The sequence below is a fragment of the Acidovorax sp. 99 genome (assembly GCF_003096455.1).
Taxonomy (GTDB): Bacteria; Pseudomonadota; Gammaproteobacteria; order Burkholderiales; family Burkholderiaceae_C; genus Acidovorax; species Acidovorax delafieldii.
The window spans coordinates 1,158,513-1,174,880 of record NZ_QEKU01000001.1 but is presented as its reverse complement, the minus strand read 5'-3'; the positions used below and the strand labels follow the sequence as shown (position 1 = coordinate 1,174,880).

The 16,368-nt window shown below is 63.7% G+C and carries 15 protein-coding genes; 13 read left to right on the top strand and 2 right to left on the bottom strand.

What is annotated here, in order from left to right:
• The first annotated feature begins 17 nt into the window (after positions 1-17).
• Positions 18-1,640 (top strand): Wzy polymerase domain-containing protein, encoded by a 1,623-nt coding sequence (locus C8C95_RS05505; RefSeq protein WP_116750146.1) that lies wholly within the window; start codon positions 18-20, stop codon positions 1,638-1,640.
• A gap of 36 nt (positions 1,641-1,676) precedes the next feature.
• Here the strand turns inward: C8C95_RS05505 and C8C95_RS05500 are convergent, their stop codons facing one another.
• A complete protein-coding gene (locus C8C95_RS05500) occupies positions 1,677-2,261 on the bottom strand; it encodes a YqiA/YcfP family alpha/beta fold hydrolase (protein ID WP_116747918.1) in 585 nt (194 codons plus the stop codon).
• A 114-nt stretch (positions 2,262-2,375) separates the two neighbouring features.
• On the opposite strand from C8C95_RS05500, the gene C8C95_RS05495 reads away from it, so the two are divergent.
• From C8C95_RS05495 to C8C95_RS05465, 7 genes are all read left to right on the top strand, one after another.
• Entirely contained in the window at positions 2,376-4,814 is a 2,439-nt protein-coding gene (locus C8C95_RS05495; protein ID WP_116747917.1) for a serine/threonine protein kinase, read from the top strand.
• Between the two features lie 68 nt (positions 4,815-4,882).
• Positions 4,883-6,058: a rod shape-determining protein RodA gene (gene rodA / locus C8C95_RS05490; RefSeq protein WP_056746916.1), complete on the top strand. Its 1,176-nt coding sequence runs from the start codon at positions 4,883-4,885 to the stop codon at positions 6,056-6,058.
• 86 nt (positions 6,059-6,144) lie between these two features.
• Entirely contained in the window at positions 6,145-6,483 is a 339-nt protein-coding gene (locus tag C8C95_RS05485; RefSeq protein ID WP_056066369.1) for a YegP family protein, read from the top strand.
• Positions 6,484-6,576: 93 nt separating this feature from the next.
• Complete coding sequence (tldD, locus tag C8C95_RS05480; RefSeq protein WP_056066366.1) at positions 6,577-8,061, top strand: metalloprotease TldD; 1,485 nt, start codon at positions 6,577-6,579, stop codon at positions 8,059-8,061.
• A gap of 110 nt (positions 8,062-8,171) precedes the next feature.
• Positions 8,172-8,711: a hypothetical protein gene (locus C8C95_RS05475; RefSeq protein WP_099731994.1), complete on the top strand. Its 540-nt coding sequence runs from the start codon at positions 8,172-8,174 to the stop codon at positions 8,709-8,711.
• 281 nt (positions 8,712-8,992) lie between these two features.
• Positions 8,993-10,114 (top strand): 3-deoxy-7-phosphoheptulonate synthase, encoded by a 1,122-nt coding sequence (locus C8C95_RS05470; RefSeq protein ID WP_099729307.1) that lies wholly within the window; start codon positions 8,993-8,995, stop codon positions 10,112-10,114.
• A 100-nt stretch (positions 10,115-10,214) separates the two neighbouring features.
• Complete coding sequence (locus C8C95_RS05465) at positions 10,215-10,526, top strand: hypothetical protein (protein ID WP_060985133.1); 312 nt, start codon at positions 10,215-10,217, stop codon at positions 10,524-10,526.
• Positions 10,527-10,581: 55 nt separating this feature from the next.
• Here C8C95_RS05465 and mpl read toward each other — a convergent pair whose 3' ends face one another.
• Complete coding sequence (mpl, locus tag C8C95_RS05460; RefSeq protein WP_116747916.1) at positions 10,582-12,003, bottom strand: UDP-N-acetylmuramate:L-alanyl-gamma-D-glutamyl-meso-diaminopimelate ligase; 1,422 nt, start codon at positions 12,001-12,003, stop codon at positions 10,582-10,584.
• A 205-nt stretch (positions 12,004-12,208) separates the two neighbouring features.
• Here mpl and C8C95_RS05455 point away from each other — a divergent pair, with 205 nt between their 5' ends.
• From C8C95_RS05455 to prmA, 5 genes are all read left to right on the top strand, one after another.
• On the top strand, positions 12,209-12,808 hold the full coding sequence (locus C8C95_RS05455) for a hypothetical protein (protein WP_056066353.1): 600 nt from the start codon (positions 12,209-12,211) through the stop codon (positions 12,806-12,808).
• Positions 12,805-13,383: a TlpA disulfide reductase family protein gene (locus C8C95_RS05450; protein WP_116747915.1), complete on the top strand. Its 579-nt coding sequence runs from the start codon at positions 12,805-12,807 to the stop codon at positions 13,381-13,383. The genes C8C95_RS05455 and C8C95_RS05450 overlap by 4 nt, the downstream gene beginning before the upstream one ends.
• 170 nt (positions 13,384-13,553) lie before the next feature.
• Positions 13,554-14,006 carry an acetyl-CoA carboxylase biotin carboxyl carrier protein gene (gene accB / locus C8C95_RS05445; RefSeq protein WP_056066347.1) on the top strand — a complete coding sequence of 151 codons (453 nt, stop codon included), beginning with the start codon at positions 13,554-13,556 and terminating at the stop codon, positions 14,004-14,006.
• Between the two features lie 7 nt (positions 14,007-14,013).
• Complete coding sequence (gene accC / locus C8C95_RS05440; RefSeq protein ID WP_056066345.1) at positions 14,014-15,363, top strand: acetyl-CoA carboxylase biotin carboxylase subunit; 1,350 nt, start codon at positions 14,014-14,016, stop codon at positions 15,361-15,363.
• Between the two features lie 77 nt (positions 15,364-15,440).
• Complete coding sequence (gene prmA / locus C8C95_RS05435) at positions 15,441-16,343, top strand: 50S ribosomal protein L11 methyltransferase (RefSeq protein ID WP_056066342.1); 903 nt, start codon at positions 15,441-15,443, stop codon at positions 16,341-16,343.
• The last annotated feature ends 25 nt before the right edge of the window (positions 16,344-16,368 follow it).

Here is a 16,368-nt window from a genome sequence, read left to right as displayed (position 1 = left end):
CTTTCTGAGTGATTTTCATGCTTTTTGACGCCGTTGCTGCGCCCATTTTCTTGCTGGCCCTGACGCTGCCTTTTGTTTTTGGGTACACCCAGCCACCCATATCTAACTTCTGGCCACTAACGGTTTCCTGGGCATGCGGGGTTCTGGTGCTGTTACTTTGCCTGGCGCGTCGCGGACACGCTCGCTATCGCTCAAAGCGAGAGCAACCGGCGTGCGAGGCAGGCGGTCTGAATGGGCATGTGTTTATAGCTACACAACTCGCTGAAGGGCTATTGCTTGCCGCCCTATTGAGCTGCGTTATCGGCTTGGCACAGTATTTTGGGGGTGACTTAGGGTTGGCGCCTTGGCTGCAGGCATCCACCCCCGGTCAAGCAATTGGCAATCTACGCCAACGTAATCAACAGGCGACGCTAATAAGTCTTGGTGCTTGGGCGTTGTTATGGATATTGGCTCAGATTCAAGTGCGGCTAGAGACCAGAGAAAAGGCAGTTATGGTGCAGCAGGCACTGCTAGGCGGAGGGCGGCCCTGGCCCGCGTGGTTGGTGGGCATCTTGTTGGCGTGGGGAATAGCATTACTGGCGATTGGGGGCGCTGCCACTACATCTCGTACAGGGGCGGCGCAGTGGATCCTGATAATGATGTTGCTGGTTCTTTGGCGCGCCAGTTGTGGCCGTGCGGCTCTGGGTCTGTCGCTGGCTGGAGTCCTGCTATACGCAATGGCTGCTTGGCTGCTACCGCATCTGCTGCTCAACTGGACCGGGTTTACCGCCGACGGTTTGTTCTCGCGAATACTAGGAGAAGGCGAAGGCTGCACAAGCCGCAGCGTTCTGTGGCAGAACGTGCTTTATCTGATAGCAAAAAAGCCATGGTTGGGTTGGGGCTGGGGTGAGTTGGATTACGCGCACTACGTCACCCTGTTTCCAGGAGACCGATTTTGCGTGCTGCTCGATAACGCCCACAATTTGCCTTTGCATCTAGCTGTTGAGTTGGGCTTGCCTGTGGCGGTGTTGGTTTGCACGGCGTTGGGCGTTTGGTTGGTGCGTGCAAAGCCTTGGCGTGAAACAGATCCAGTACGCCAGCTCGCTTGGGGAATTCTTGCCATTGTTGGCTTGCACAGCATGCTGGAATTCCCGCTTTGGTATGGGCCGTTTCAGTTGGTCTCCGTTCTTGCTATGGCCTTGTTGTGGAGAGGCGCGTTGCCGCGATGGGCTGTTTCCCCTGCAGCCAAGATTGTAGGGATGGGGGCGTTGGTCGGTGTCGTGGTAGCCGGCGGAGTGGTCGCGTTGGACTACTACCGGGTCAGCATGCTCTACCGTCCGGTGATGTTGCGACCAGCGGCTTATCGTGAGGATACGGTAGCGAAAGTGTCTGACACCGTTTTTTTCACGGATCAAGTCGATTTTTCGCTACTGTCTACTACCCCTTTAACGAAGGACAGGGCTCCTCAGATTCATGTCATAGCTACTGCGCTGCTGCACTTCTCCCCGGAACCTCGTGTCATCGAAGCAGTAATCGAAAGCTCGTTGTTGATGGGGAATGACGACGAGGCCGCGTTTCACATGAAGCGCTACCGAATCGCATATCCAGCAGAATATGCGCGGTGGAGGAATGCTGCCGAAGTGGCGCCACGGGTTCCGTGACCCCGTCGCCCCCGCCAAAGCAACACAGTTATCGGTTTACCCTAGATCCAAGAACGCTGTCACCAGTTGCAGGTAGTCCCCATAGTTGCCCAGCGCGTGGTCGCCTCCCTCCAGTACCACCTGCTTGGCCTGCGGGTAGCGCCCCACCATCTCGCGCCAGTCCAGCACTTCGTCGCCCTTGGCAACGATGGCCAGTTCAGGGGCTGCGGGCGAGCGATCCCGCATGTCCAGGGCCTGCAACTCGTCGATGTACTCCGGCAGAAAATAAAACCGCTCGTTCGGGTCGTGCCAGGTGGTTTGCTCGCCGATGTAGCGGGCCAGGTCGCGTGCCGGGTCCACGGCGGGGTTGAGCATCACGCTGTGGCAACCCGCGTGCTGCGCCACCCAGCTGGCATAGAAGCCGCCCAGCGAAGAGCCGATCACGGCCATGGACGGCCGGGGCCAATCGGCAATGCCCTGCGCCACCAGCGCCATGGCGGCCCGCGGCGATGGCGGCAACTGGGGGCACCAGAAGGTCACGGAGGGGTGGTGAGCTGCCATGTAGGCCGCAGTCTGGCGGGCCTTGGACGACGAGGGGGACGAGCGAAAACCGTGCAGGTACAGCAGGTGGGTGGTGGTCATGAGACAGAAAGTGATCGGGGCAGGGGAATCACTGCTTTAACCGGGCTGGCGCAGGCATAAGATGTGCGTACCGGGGCGCCACACCGTGCGGCGCCTGGTTTTGCTACCCGCACCATGACCGATTTTGCCCCGCTTTCCACTGCCAGACGATGGGCGCTCGGATCAGGCGACAAGCCGCCTGCGTCGCTGGGGCGGTTTGAACTCAAGAAGCAGCTGGGCCGGGGCGCTCAGGCCACCGTGTGGCTGGCGCTGGACCCCCGTCTGCAGCGCGAAGTGGCCATCAAACTCATGCGCCCCATGCAGGACCAGGACCCTTCCGTGCTGGAGCAGTGGCTGCGCGAGGCGCGCCATGTGGGGCGCCTGGCCCACCCCTACATCGTGCCGGTGTTCGAGGCCGACGTGCAGGGCTTGCAGCCCTACATCGTGTTTGAGTACGTGCCAGGCCACACGCTGGCCGAACACCTGGCCCAGCAGGGGCGCTGTACGCCGCATGACGCCGTGGCACTTTTGGTGGATGTACTTGATGGCTTGCATGCCGCCCACCAGGCGGGCATCGTGCACCGCGATCTCAAGCCGTCCAACATCATGATCGATGCGCACCGGCACGCCCGGGTGATGGACTTTGGCATGGCGGCCCCCGTGCAGGCCGCGCCGGACGCCCAGTTGGCCAGCGGCACGCCCGCCTACATGGCACCGGAGGCGGCGGCGGGCGCTGCGCCCACCCCGGGGATGGACGTGTATTCCGCCGCGTTGGTGCTCATCGAGATGCTGACGGGGCGCCCCCTCATCCACCAAAAAGACACCTGGCAGGCGCTGTACCGCATTGCCAACGAAAACCTGGCGCTGCCCGCCGACCTGGGGCCGGGCGTGGACGACGGCCTGCGCGCCATCCTGCAGCGGGCCATGGCACGCGATCCCGCGCAGCGCTACGCCACGGCGGCGGACTTTCGGGATGCGCTGCGCGCCTGGGCAGCTCCGGCCAGTGCGCCATCGGCCGCGAGCAACGCCACGCTGGACTTTTTGCTGCGGCGCATGCGCCACAAGAGCGACTTCCCGGCCTTGTCGGATTCTGTGGCCCGCATCCAGCGGGTGGCCAATTCGGAAGACGACAGCATCAGCGACCTGACCCACGAGATCCTGAAAGACGTGGCGCTCACCAACAAGCTGCTGCGTCTGGTCAATAGCGTGCATTACGCCCACGCCAGCCGAGGCACCATCAGCACCGTGTCGCGCGCCGTGAGCCTGGTGGGCTTCAATGCGGTGCGCAACATGGCGCTGAGCCTGGTGTTGCTGGACCACATGCAGGACAAGGCCCATGCCAGCCAGATGCGCGAGGAATTTTTGCGCGCCATGATGGCGGGCTCGGTCGCGGCGGAGTTGTGCAGTACGAGCCAGGCGGCCGAAGAGGCCTTCATCGGCGCGATGTTCCAGAACCTGGGGCGCATGCTGTGCGAGTTCTACTTTCCCGAAGAGGCGCGGCAGGTGCGCAGCCTGGTGGCCTCGGGGCGCATGGAGGGCGGGGAAGAGGCTGCGTCGGTACAGGTGCTGGGCCTGGGGTTTGAGGATCTGGGGGTGGGCGTGGCGCGCGTCTGGGGTCTGCCCGAAAGCCTGCAGCGCTGCATGCGCAAGCCGCTGGGCTCACCCATGCAGCGCGCGCCCGAGCAGGGGGTGGAGCGCCTGCGCTGGGCGGCCATGGCGGCCAACGAGGTCGCCAGCGCCTTGCTGTTTTGCGAACCTGCTCAGCTGGAGGGGCAGCTGGGCCAAGTGGGCACGCGCTACGCACGCACGCTGGCGCTGTCGGCTGAGGCCATTGCCGAAGCCACCCTGCGTGCGCGCCACAAGCTGGTGGCACTGGCCGAGGCGCTGGACCTGCGCGTGGCGCCGGACACACCAGCCGCCCGCCTGCTCAAGCTGCCGTCGGCTGCGGGTGCGTCTGTGGCCCCCGATGACGCGCTGGGCGCCCACGAGTTGCGCGTGAACGAAACCCAGCCCCTGCCTGCCGTGCTGGAGTCCCAGGCCGGAGGGGCGGTGTCGGTGGCGCAGGTCAATGAGGTGCTGGCGGCAGGCATTCAGGACATCACCAACGCCATGGTCGAGAGTTTTCAGCTCAACGATGTACTGCGCATGATCCTGGAGACCATGTTCCGCGCGCTGGGTTTCCGGCGCATGGTGTTTTGCCTGCGCGAGGCCCGCACCGACATGTTGACCGGCCGCTTTGGCCTGGGGGAGGGCAGCGAGGTGGCCGTGCGGGCCCTGAAGGTACCCCTCAAGGCCCAGGGCGACCTGTTTGCCGCCGTGTGCCTGCGCGGTGCAGACACCCTGATCAACGACGCCACCGAGCCCCGCATGCAGGCGCGGCTGCCCGAGTGGTACCGCAAGGGCGTCAATGCACCGTCGTTCCTGCTGCTGCCGCTGCAAATCAAGGGGCAGCCCTTTGCCCTCATCTATGCCGATCAGGCCACACCGGGGGGCATTGTGGTGGACGACAAGGCCTTGGGCCTTCTGCGCACCCTGCGCAACCAGGCCGTGATGGCCTTCCGGCAGGCAGGGTAGTGCCGCTGTTGGCGATCTCTCTGCCGGGGCGTTGGCTGCTCTGAAGCCATCCCCCCGATAATCGGGGAATGGCCGTCGTTTTTGAAAAGCCCACGCTCGTCCAGCGTCTGGCGCCCCTGTTCCGGGGCTTTGACCTCCCTCTCCTGTTGCTGGTGCTGATGCTGGCCAGCGCGGGGTTGCTGGCCATGTATTCGTCGGGTTATGACCACGGCACGCGGTTTGTGGACCACGGGCGCAACATGCTGATTGCAGGAGCCATCCTGTTCATGGTGGCCCAGGTGCCCCCCCAGAAAATCATGGCTTGCGCCGTGCCGCTGTACCTGACCGGGGTGGCCCTGCTGGTGGCGGTGGCGCTGTTTGGCATCACCAAAAAAGGGGCCACGCGCTGGATCAACGTGGGTATCGTGATCCAGCCCAGCGAAATCCTCAAGATCGCCATGCCACTGATGCTGGCTTGGTGGTTCCAGAAGCGCGAGGGCACGCTGCGTCCCTTGGACTTTGCGGCGGCGGGCCTGCTGCTGGCGGTTCCGGTGGGCCTGGTCATGAAGCAGCCCGACCTCGGTACCTCGCTGCTGGTGCTGGCTGCGGGGCTCTCGGTGATCTTTTTTGCGGGCCTGTCCTGGAAGCTGATCCTGCCCCCGGTCCTGATTGGCGGTGTGGGCATTGCCACCCTGGTGCTGCTGGGCGACCAGCTGTGCGCGGATGGCGTGCGATGGGTGGTGCTGCACGACTACCAGCAGCAGCGCATCTGCACCTTGCTGGACCCCACCCGCGACCCGCTGGGCAAGGGCTTTCACATCATCCAGGGCATGATCGCCATCGGCTCGGGCGGCCTGTGGGGCAAGGGCTTCATGGCGGGCACGCAGACCCACCTGGAGTTCATCCCCGAGCGCACCACCGACTTCATTTTTGCCGCCTATTCGGAAGAGTTTGGCCTGGCGGGCAACTTGTTCCTGCTGGTGTGTTTTCTGCTGCTGGTCTGGCGGGGGCTGGCCATTGCCGCAGGCGCCACCACCTTGTTTGGCCGCCTCATGGGGGGCGCGGTATCTATGATCTTTTTCACCTATGCCTTTGTGAACATGGGCATGGTGAGTGGCATCCTTCCGGTGGTGGGCGTCCCCTTGCCCTTCATCAGCTATGGCGGCACCGCCATGGTGACGCTGGGGCTGGCACTGGGCATCCTGATGTCGGTGGCACGATCCCAGAAGCAGGAAACCAAGGATCCTCTTCCTGCAGCACTGTAGGGCCTTGCGCCCACGGTTGCCTGTGGCACGCCGTCAGGGTACAAACCCGCTGACCAACCCTGCTTTGGTTCATGGAGGCAATGTCTATGGCGGCGAAGTTCGAGCTCAAGAAGTCGAAAAACGACAAGTTTGTCTTCAACCTGCTGGCCGCCAACGGTCAGGTCATCCTGACCAGCGAGATGTACGAGTCTCGAGCCAGCGCGCTGGGTGGTATCGAGGCGGTGCGCAAGAACGCTCCGAACGATGGCCGTTTTGGCAGGCTCAGTGCCAAGAACGGAGCGCCATATTTCACCTTGAAGGCTGCCAATGGCCAGGTGATTGGCCAAAGCCAGATGTACTCCGGTGCCAAGGCCCGGGACGCGGGCATCGAGTCGGTGCAGGCCCATGCGGCCGAGGCCGGCCTGGATGACCAGACCGCCGCGTAAGGCGGCGGGGCGGCGCTGACGGGGCGCCAGGGTCAAATAGGGACATGTGGGCTCCACACGGGCAGGGGCTGGTCAGGCGCCTAAAATGCTTCGATGACTTTCCGCTCCACCACTGCCGCGCCCCAGCGTGCGGCCACCAGCCAGCGCATTGATGTTGCCCGTGAACTGCTGCTGACCCCCTTTGGCCTGGACGAAGGCCACCTCGCCCGCGCACTGGCCGAGATCCGCACCCACCAGGTGGACGATGCGGACCTGTACTTCCAGTACACCCGCAGTGAAGGCTGGAGCCTGGAAGAGGGCATCGTCAAGACAGGCTCCTTCAGCATCGACCAGGGCGTGGGGGTGCGTGCTGTCAGTGGCGAAAAGACGGCCTTTGCCTATTCGGACGACATCTCCGAGGCATCGCTGCTGGACGCAGCGCGCACCGTACGGTCTATTTCGTCTATAGCGAACGCAGGCAAAGTGCGGGTAGCTCCTAAAAAGGTAGCATCCAGCCGCAGCCTGTACCCGGGCGTGGACCCGATCGCCTCGCTGGACAGCACGGCCAAGGTGGCGCTGCTGGAGCGGCTGGAGCAGCGCGCCCGGGCCAAGGACCCGCGCGTGGCGCAGGTGATGGCGGGGCTGGCCAGTGAATACGACGTGGTGCTGGTGGCGCGCGCCGATGGCACCCTGGCGGCCGATGTGCGCCCGCTCGTGCGGCTGTCGGTCACGGTGATTGCCGAGCAGAACGGCCGACGTGAGATGGGCTCTGCTGGCGGCGGTGGCCGTTTTGGCCTCGCCTATTTCGACGACGAGCAGATGGGTAAGTACGTTGACGAGGCCGTGAATGCGGCCCTGGTCAATCTGGAATCGCGTCCCGCTCCAGCGGGGGAGATGACCGTGGTGCTGGGCTCAGGCTGGCCGGGCATCTTGCTGCACGAGGCCATCGGCCACGGACTGGAGGGCGACTTCAACCGCAAGGGCTCCAGTGCGTTCAGTGGCCGCATTGGCCAGCGCGTGGCTGCCAAGGGTGTCACTGTGCTGGACGACGGCACCATTGCCGACCGCCGAGGTTCGCTGAACGTGGATGACGAAGGCCATGCCAGCCAGCGCAATGTGCTGATCGAGGATGGCATCTTGAAGGGCTACATCCAGGATTCGCTGAACGCACGCCTGATGGGTGTGGCACCCACCGGCAACGGCCGCCGCGAGAGCTATGCCCACATCCCCATGCCGCGCATGACCAACACCTACATGCTGGGCGGCGACAAGGACCCGCAAGAGATCATCGCCAGCATCAAGAAGGGCCTGTACGCCAGCAACTTCGGCGGCGGGCAGGTGGACATCACCTCGGGCAAGTTCGTGTTCTCGGCCAGCGAAGCGTACTGGGTGGAAAACGGCAAGATCCAGTACCCCGTCAAGGGCGCCACCATCATCGGCAGCGGCCCTGAGTCGCTCAAGAAGGTGACCATGATCGGTAACGACATGCGCCTCGACAGCGGCGTGGGTACCTGCGGCAAGGAAGGCCAGAGCGTGCCGGTGGGCGTGGGGCAACCCACGCTGCGCATCGAAGGTCTGACGGTGGGCGGTACGGCCTGAGGGTTGCGTTGGCAGCCTGCCGGCAGACCTGGGGTGATGCGTGACTTCGCGTTTTCACCCGCTTTTCGGGGCTTGTACTGCGCGTCGGCCAGCGCACAATGGGTGACACCATGCCTGCCACGCGCCCCAGTCAATTGCTGACGCTCCAGTCGTTTGGAGACATCAGCCGCTTTTTGCGCGAGGGCGTTGCCGACGAGGACTCGCGCCAGCTGCGTGACAGCCTTGGTGCGTTGTCCTCGCAGATCGACGAGGCAGTTCGCATCCGCCGCACCAGTACGGACACCACCGAGATCACGCGCCGTGTGGTGACCTTGTCGCACAGCGCGCGTGAACACCAGCTGTTTTTGACTGGCCTGGGCTCAGCGTGGCACGCGCTGTACGAGTTTGGCGCCTACCAGCGTGCACTGCGGGAGCTGCGCAACGCCATTGCAGACTGGCAACTGATGCTGGAGCGGCGCAGCACTAAGGAAAGCGAAAGCTTTGACCAGTTCGAGCTGCTGGCCTGGCGGACCCTGGGCGAAGCGCTGCTGCTCATCGACATGTACGAGCACCAGAGCAATCCTGCGAGCGACTTGCAAGACGTGCAGCCGCCGCGCAAGCCCTCGGCATTGCAGCGCTTGCGTGCATGGTTTCGGGGGGGGCGCCGGTGAATCGCTCTGGTCTGGCGCTTTTGGGGCGAGTGGATGTCGTGCATTTGCAACATGCCGAGGGTGCTGAACTGCCGCACTCCTGTGCTACATTGCTTCCCATGCAAGTTCGCAGCGCGTTTTATTTTTGGTTTTTTATCTCGGTCCCCGGCGGATGAGAGGAAAACGCGCAAGCACACACAACCTCCCCATACCAACCGCCGACGCTGCAAAGCCCGGCGGTTTTTGTTTTTCAGCCCTCCCGTTTTTCCATCCACTCCAACCGACTCCACGAGGAAGCAACCATGACGGCCACAACCAATCCCACCAGCGATGCCTGGTACCGCAGCGTCGAAAAAACCAGCCAGACCGACGACGAACGTATCAAGGACATCACCGTGTTGCCTCCTCCCGAGCATCTGATCCGCTTCTTCCCGATCGGCGGCACGCCGGTCGAGACGCTGATCACCCAGACCCGCAAGAACATTCACAACATCATGGCGGGCAAGGACGACCGCCTGCTGGTGGTGATTGGCCCTTGCTCTATCCACGATCCCGCCGCCGCTGTCGAGTACGCCCGCCGCCTGATGGCCGTGCGCACCCAGTACGCTGACACGCTCGAAATCGTGATGCGCGTGTACTTCGAAAAGCCACGCACCACCGTGGGCTGGAAGGGGCTCATCAATGACCCCTACCTCGACGAGAGCTACCGCATCGACGAAGGCCTTCGCATTGCGCGCCAGCTGCTCATCGAGATCAACCGCCTGGGCATGCCTGCCGGCAGCGAGTTCCTGGACGTGATTTCGCCCCAGTACATCGGCGACCTGATCAGCTGGGGCGCGATTGGCGCACGCACCACCGAAAGCCAGGTGCACCGCGAGCTGGCCTCCGGCATCTCGGCCCCCATCGGCTTCAAGAATGGCACGGACGGCAACATCCGCATCGCCACCGACGCCATCCAGTCGGCCAGCCGGGGCCACCACTTCCTGTCGGTGCACAAGAACGGCCAGGTCGCCATCGTGAACACCAAGGGCAACAAGGACTGCCACGTGATTTTGCGCGGCGGCAAGACGCCCAACTACGACGCTGCCAGTGTGGCCGCGGCTTGCAAAGACCTCGAAGCCGCCAAGCTGCCCGCCACATTGATGGTGGACTGCAGCCATGCCAATAGCAGCAAGCAGCACGAAAAGCAGCTGGACGTGGCTCGCGATGTGGCGGCTCAGGTGGCGGGCGGTTCGCGCAGCGTGTTCGGCCTGATGATCGAAAGCCACCTGACGGCAGGCGCCCAGAAGTTCACACCCGGCAAGGACGATCCTTCGGCACTCGAATACGGCAAGAGCATCACCGACGCCTGCTTGGGCTGGGACGCTTCGCTGCAGGCGCTGGCCGAGCTGTCGGACTCCGTCAAGGCGCGTCGCGCCCGCTGATCGTCAGACCTGTCGCAAGATCTAAACTTGGGCCTATCGCTGCACGCCAGGTGCAGCTGCTGGCTCGAGTCACCGCAAAAACGCAGAAAGGCGATCCATCATGCACAGCGAAGTGTCGGTCAAACTGGCCGCGAATCAGGAATACCGTTTTGATCTGGAGGGTGCTGAGCCCATGGCCCACGAGGCGGGGCGGCGCTGGCTCGACGACCAGTTCATCGCGCTGGACTGCGAGCCCTTGCGCGCCAGCGGCAAGGTGCTGCTGGCCGACAAGGTGCTGACCGTGGCACGCGCAGCCGGTGCGGCGCTGATGCAGGACCCAGTGTGGTCCCGCGACTTTGCGCGCGCCTCCAGTGCCGCGCTGGCCAAGCCTATCGTGCGCGTGGACGTGCCGGGCATGGCAGTCACATTTTGACCACCATTGGCTAGAAATCGGCTGCTAGCGCTAGTGGAATATGTGCTGGCAGCTATTATTTTTGTAGTGCTTGCAGCAGTTTGGCGTGGATGCCGCCAAAACCGCCATTGCTCATGCACACCACATGGTCGCCCGGGCGCGCGGCCTGGGTGACCAGGGCCACCAGCGTATCTATGTCCGGGGCCGTCTGGGCGCGCTGTCCGGGGCCGACGCCCAGTGGTGCCAGAGCCTGCGCGGCATCCCAGTCCAGCCCAGCTGTGTGGCAAAAGGCCAGGTCGGCCGGCTCCAGGGCCCAGGGCAATTGGCTTTTCATCGCGCCCAGTTTCATGGTGTTGCTGCGGGGCTCGAACACAGCGAGGATGCGGGCACCCGGGCCCAGGGTGCGGCGCAAGCCGTCCAGGGTGGTACGCAATGCGGTGGGATGGTGGGCAAAGTCGTCGTACACGGCCACGCCGCCCACTGTGCCGCGCAGCTCCATGCGCCGCTTGACGTTCTGAAAACTGCCCAACGCGGCTGCCGCCTGCTCGGGCGCCACGCCCACATGGTGGGCCGCTGCCATGGCTGCCAACGCATTGAGCTGGTTGTGCACGCCGGTCAGCGACCACTCCACGCGCGCCACGGTATGCCCCTGGTGCACCACATCAAAAGCCTGCGGGTCACCCACCGCGTGAAGGTCGCTGACTGCAGCACCAAAGCTGGTCACTTCGCTCCAGCAGCCGGTGTGCAGCACACGTGCCAGGCTTTCTTCCAGCCCATTGACCATCACGCGCCCCGACGGCGGCACGGTGCGCACCAGATGGTGGAACTGGCGTTCGATGGCCGCCAGGTCGTCAAAGATGTCCGCGTGGTCGAACTCCAGATTGTTCAACACAGCCGTCCGGGGCCGGTAGTGCACGAACTTGCTGCGTTTGTCGAAAAAGGCGGTGTCGTATTCGTCGGCCTCGATCACGAACAGCGGCGCGGCCCCGAGCGGCGCGGCGGCGGGGGCGGGGCGCTGTGCAGCGCCCAGGCGCGCGGACACGCCAAAGTTCAGCGGCACACCGCCGATCAGAAAGCCCGGCTGCTGCCCGGCCGATTCCAGAATCCACGCCAGCATCGAGGTGGTGGTGGTCTTGCCGTGCGTGCCGGCCACGGCCAGCACATGGCGACCCTGCAGCACATGCTCGGCCAGCCATTGGGGGCCGCTGGTGTAAGGCAGGCCTGCGTCCAGAATGGCTTCCATCAACGGAAACTTGGGGGAGCCGTCGGCCAACCGGGCGCGGCTGACCACATTGCCCACCACAAACATGTCGGGCTGAAGCGCGAGCTGGTCGGCGCCGAAGCCTTCGATCAGGTCGATGCCCAGCGCGCGGAGCTGGTCGCTCATGGGTGGGTAGACCCCGGCGTCGCAGCCCGTCACCTTGTGCCCTGCCTCGCGCGCCAAGGCCGCGAGGCCTCCCATGAACGTGCCGCAGATGCCCAGTATGTGTATATGCATGGGCGCTGATTCTAAAGCCGGGGTTCCGCGCACTGTTCAGAGCAAAAGTGGCAGCTGGCGCCTGTTCCATCTGCCTGAGTTGCTCTCAAAACAGTAGTCTTTCGGGGCAGCAGTTGTTGGGGTTGCCAGGGGTGCCTGAGGGGCATCGCCCGTGCTGTCATCGCTTCGCGCCACAATGCAGGGTCCTTAGTTGCCTCTGTCTGCCATGCACACACCTTTGAGCGAAGAAATCGCCCACACCACGGCCCGCCTGGTGGTGGAAGAAGGGCTGGAATGGGGCCCCGCCAAGCGCCGTGCGCTGCGGCAGATGGGTTTGCCGGCCCGTACCCCGCTGCCGGACAACGACTTGGTGGAAGAGGCTGTGCGCGAGTACATCCAGCTCTTCTGTGCTGACACCCAGCCGCGCGAGCTGCGGGCACTGCGCCAGCTGGCCCTGGTGTGGATGGAGCGCATGGCGGCTTTCCGGCCGCATCTGGCGGGTGCGGTGTGGCACGGAACGGCCACACGCCTGTCGGATATTTACTTGCAGTTGTTCTGCGATGACCCCAAATCGGCAGAGATCGCTCTGATCGATCATCATGTGGACTACGAACCCCGCACGGTCACTGGCTTCCACGGTGAATCGGTGGAGGCATTGAGTCTTGGCAGCAAATCGCCCGAACTCAACGAAATGATCGGCGTGCACCTGCTGATTTACGACCTTGACGACCTGCGGGGTGCGCTCCGGCCCGACACCAAGGGTCGAACCCCGCGTGGCGACATCACGGCAGTGCGCCGCTTGCTTCAAGAAAACACGACCCCATGACCCAGCCTGCTGAATCCCCCGAACCTGTGACTCCTGGCAACGTCGCGCCCAACGCCGCTCGCAGACGCTTTTTGTATGCCGGGGTGGCAGGTGCCGCCGCTTTGGGGGGCGCAGGCCTGGCATGGTGGAAGTTTCAGCCCCACGCCGTGGAGCAAGGGGCCGAGCAGGCGCTGTGGGATCTGGAGTTTGAAACACCTGCCGGGAGTACCTTGGCCATGAAGTCATTGGCAGGCAAGCCGTTGCTGCTCAATTTCTGGGCCACTTGGTGCCCGCCATGCGTGGAAGAGCTGCCCATGCTCAACGCCTTCTATCGCGAACAATCTGCCAAAGGCTGGCAAGTGCTGGGTTTGGCCATTGACCAGCCTTCAGCGGTTCGCAAATTTCTGACGCGTATCCCGCTGGATTTCCCTGTGGGACTGGCGGGACTGGGTGGCACGGATCTGGGCCGGTCGCTGGGCAACCTGACGGGAGGCCTGCCTTTCACCGTGGTCCTTGGTGGGGAGGGAAAGGTGCTGCATCGTAAAATGGGACAAGTGACCACCCAGGACTTGAAGCTTTGGGCAGGCATGGGCTGAGGGTTCGCGTCGAAAAGCAGCCCCCTTTCAGGCCTTCTGGGTGCGTCTTTCTCTCTGAGAGATGGCAATTCCCATGCCGAAGTTCATGAAAAATGGGTGTGGAAGACTGCGATAGGGTGAAATTGGAGTAAATTCGCGCCCTATTCAGTTTTATAGCCGTTGGAGCTTCCATGGATCTGCGAAAACTCAAAACCCTCATCGATCTCGTGTCCGAGTCGAACGTGTCCGAACTCGAAATTACCGAGGCCGAGGGCAAAGTCCGCATCGTCAAGAGCGGTGGTGCCGTGGTTCAGCAGTATGTGCCCGCCCCGGTTGCAGCTCCTGCCGCTGCGCCTGCTGCCGCGCCTGTGGCGGAATTGCCCGCGCCCCCTGCGGCCGCCGCACCCACCGGCCACATCGTCAAGTCGCCCATGGTGGGCACCTTCTACCGCTCGTCCAGCCCTGGCGCCAAGGCTTTTGTCGAGGTGGGCAGCCAGGTCAAGGAAGGCGAGACCATCTGCATCATCGAGGCCATGAAGATCCTCAACGAGATCGAGGCCGACAAGTCGGGCACCGTCACCCGCATCCTGGGCGAGAACGGCCAAGCCGTGGAATACGGACAGCCGCTGTTCGTCATCGAATAAGGCGCTCATGTTCAAGAAGATTCTTGTTGCGAATCGCGGAGAGATTGCTCTCCGTATCCAGCGCGCTTGCCATGAGCTGGGCGTGAAGGCCGTCATGGTCTATTCCGAGGCCGACCGCGACGCCAAGTATGTCAAGCTGGCCGAAGAGGCCGTTTGCATCGGCCCAGCGCCTTCGCCGCTGTCCTACCTCAACATGCCCGCCATCATCTCGGCGGCCGAAGTGACCGACGCCGAGGCCATTCACCCCGGCTATGGCTTCCTGTCCGAGAACGCCGACTTTGCCGAGCGCGTGGAAAAGAGTGGCTTTCAATTCATCGGCCCCACGCCAGAGTCGATCCGCATCATGGGCGACAAGGTGTCCGCCAAGCAGGCCATGATCCGCGCAGGCGTGCCCTGCGTGCCGGGTTCCGAGGGCGAGTTGCCCGACGATCCGGTGCAGATCCGCCGCATCGCCAAGGCAGTGGGCTACCCGGTGATCATCAAGGCCGCAGGCGGCGGCGGTGGCCGTGGCATGCGCGTGGTCCACACCGAGGCCGCACTGGTCAATGCCGTGCAGATGACCAAGGCCGAGGCGGGTGCCGCGTTTGGCAATCCTGCGGTGTACATGGAGAAGTTCCTCCAGAACCCACGCCACATCGAAATCCAGATCCTGGCCGACAAGCACCGCAACGCGGTGTACCTGGGCGAGCGCGACTGCTCCATGCAGCGCCGCCACCAGAAGGTGATCGAAGAGGCGCCGGCCCCTGGCATCCCCCGCAAGCTGATCGAAAAAATCGGCGAGCGCTGCGTGGCTGCCTGCAAGAAGATCGGCTACCGTGGTGCGGGCACGTTTGAGTTCCTGTATGAGAACGGCGAGTTCTACTTCATCGAGATGAACACCCGCGTGCAGGTGGAGCACCCTGTGACCGAATGGATCACGGGCGTGGACATCGTGAAGACGCAGATCATGGTGGCGGCCGGCGAGAAGCTGCCCTTCACCCAGCGCCAGATCGAGATCCGCGGCCACGCCATCGAGTGCCGGGTGAACGCGGAAGATCCGTACAAGTTCATCCCGTCGCCAGGGCGCATCACCACCTGGCATCCGCCAGGCGGCCCGGGCGTGCGCGTCGATTCGCACGCCTACACCAACTACTTCGTGCCGCCCAACTACGACTCGATGATCGGCAAGATCATCGTGCACGGCGACACGCGCGAGCAGGCGCTGGCCCGCATGCGCACTGCCCTGTCCGAGACGGTGATCGAAGGCATCAACACCAATGTGCCGCTGCACCGCGAGCTGATGGTGGACGCCAAGTTCATGGCGGGCGGCACCAACATCCACTACCTGGAAGAGTGGCTGTCGCAGCACAAACGCTGAGCTGGCACGCAGCAGGTCATTCACATGCTGGCTCCTGGCAACGGGTGCCAGCATTTCACTTTTTCTGAGAGATGCCTATGTTTGAGCTGAGTCTGATGTGCCCCGAGGACCGGATTGAAGCGGTCAGCGATGCGCTGGACGCGCTGGACGCGCTGTCCGTGTCGGTAGAAGACGCCGATGCCCAGACCGACGCTGAACAGGCGCTGTTTGGCGAGCCTGGCATGCCTCCGCCCAAGGATGGCTGGCAACGCAGCCGCGTGGTGGCCTTGTTCCCCTCCGAGGTGGCGGCCCGTGAAGCGCAGCAATTGCTAGTGGTGCAGGATTTTTTTGTGGGCTGCCAGGTGCTGGGTGTCACCCAGGTGCCCGAGCAGGACTGGGTGCGGCTGACGCAGTCGCAATTTGCGCCGGTGGACATCACCCCGGATTTCTGGATCGTGCCTACCTGGCATGAGTTGCCCGCCCAGGCAGTGCGGAGCATCCGGCTGGACCCCGGCTTGGCGTTTGGCACGGGCACCCACCCCACCACGCGCATGTGCCTGCGCTGGATTGCGCGCCATGGCGCAACGCAACCTGAGCAGGGCAACCTGCTGGGGCGGGTGCTGGACTACGGATGTGGCTCCGGCATCCTCGCCATCGGTGCCGCCAAGTTCGGTGCCACGGACATTGATGCGGTGGATATCGACCCGGCTGCCGTGGAGTCCACGGTGCAAAACGCCCAGGCCAATCAGGTCACGCTGAAAGCGGGCCTGCCCGACAAGGCGCAAGGCGAATACCAGACCGTGCTGGCCAATATCCTGGCCACTCCGTTGCGTGTATTGGCCCCACTGCTGTGCAGCTATGTGGCTGTGGGTGGGAATCTGGTTTTGGCAGGCATTCTGGAGCGCCAGGCGGATGAGCTCAAGGAGGCCTACGCGCCCTGGCTGCCGCTGGAAGTGGCGGATGCCGAAGACGGCTGGATCTTGATGACTGCGCGCCGCTGAAGGTGCGCGAGCGCTGTTCTGGCAG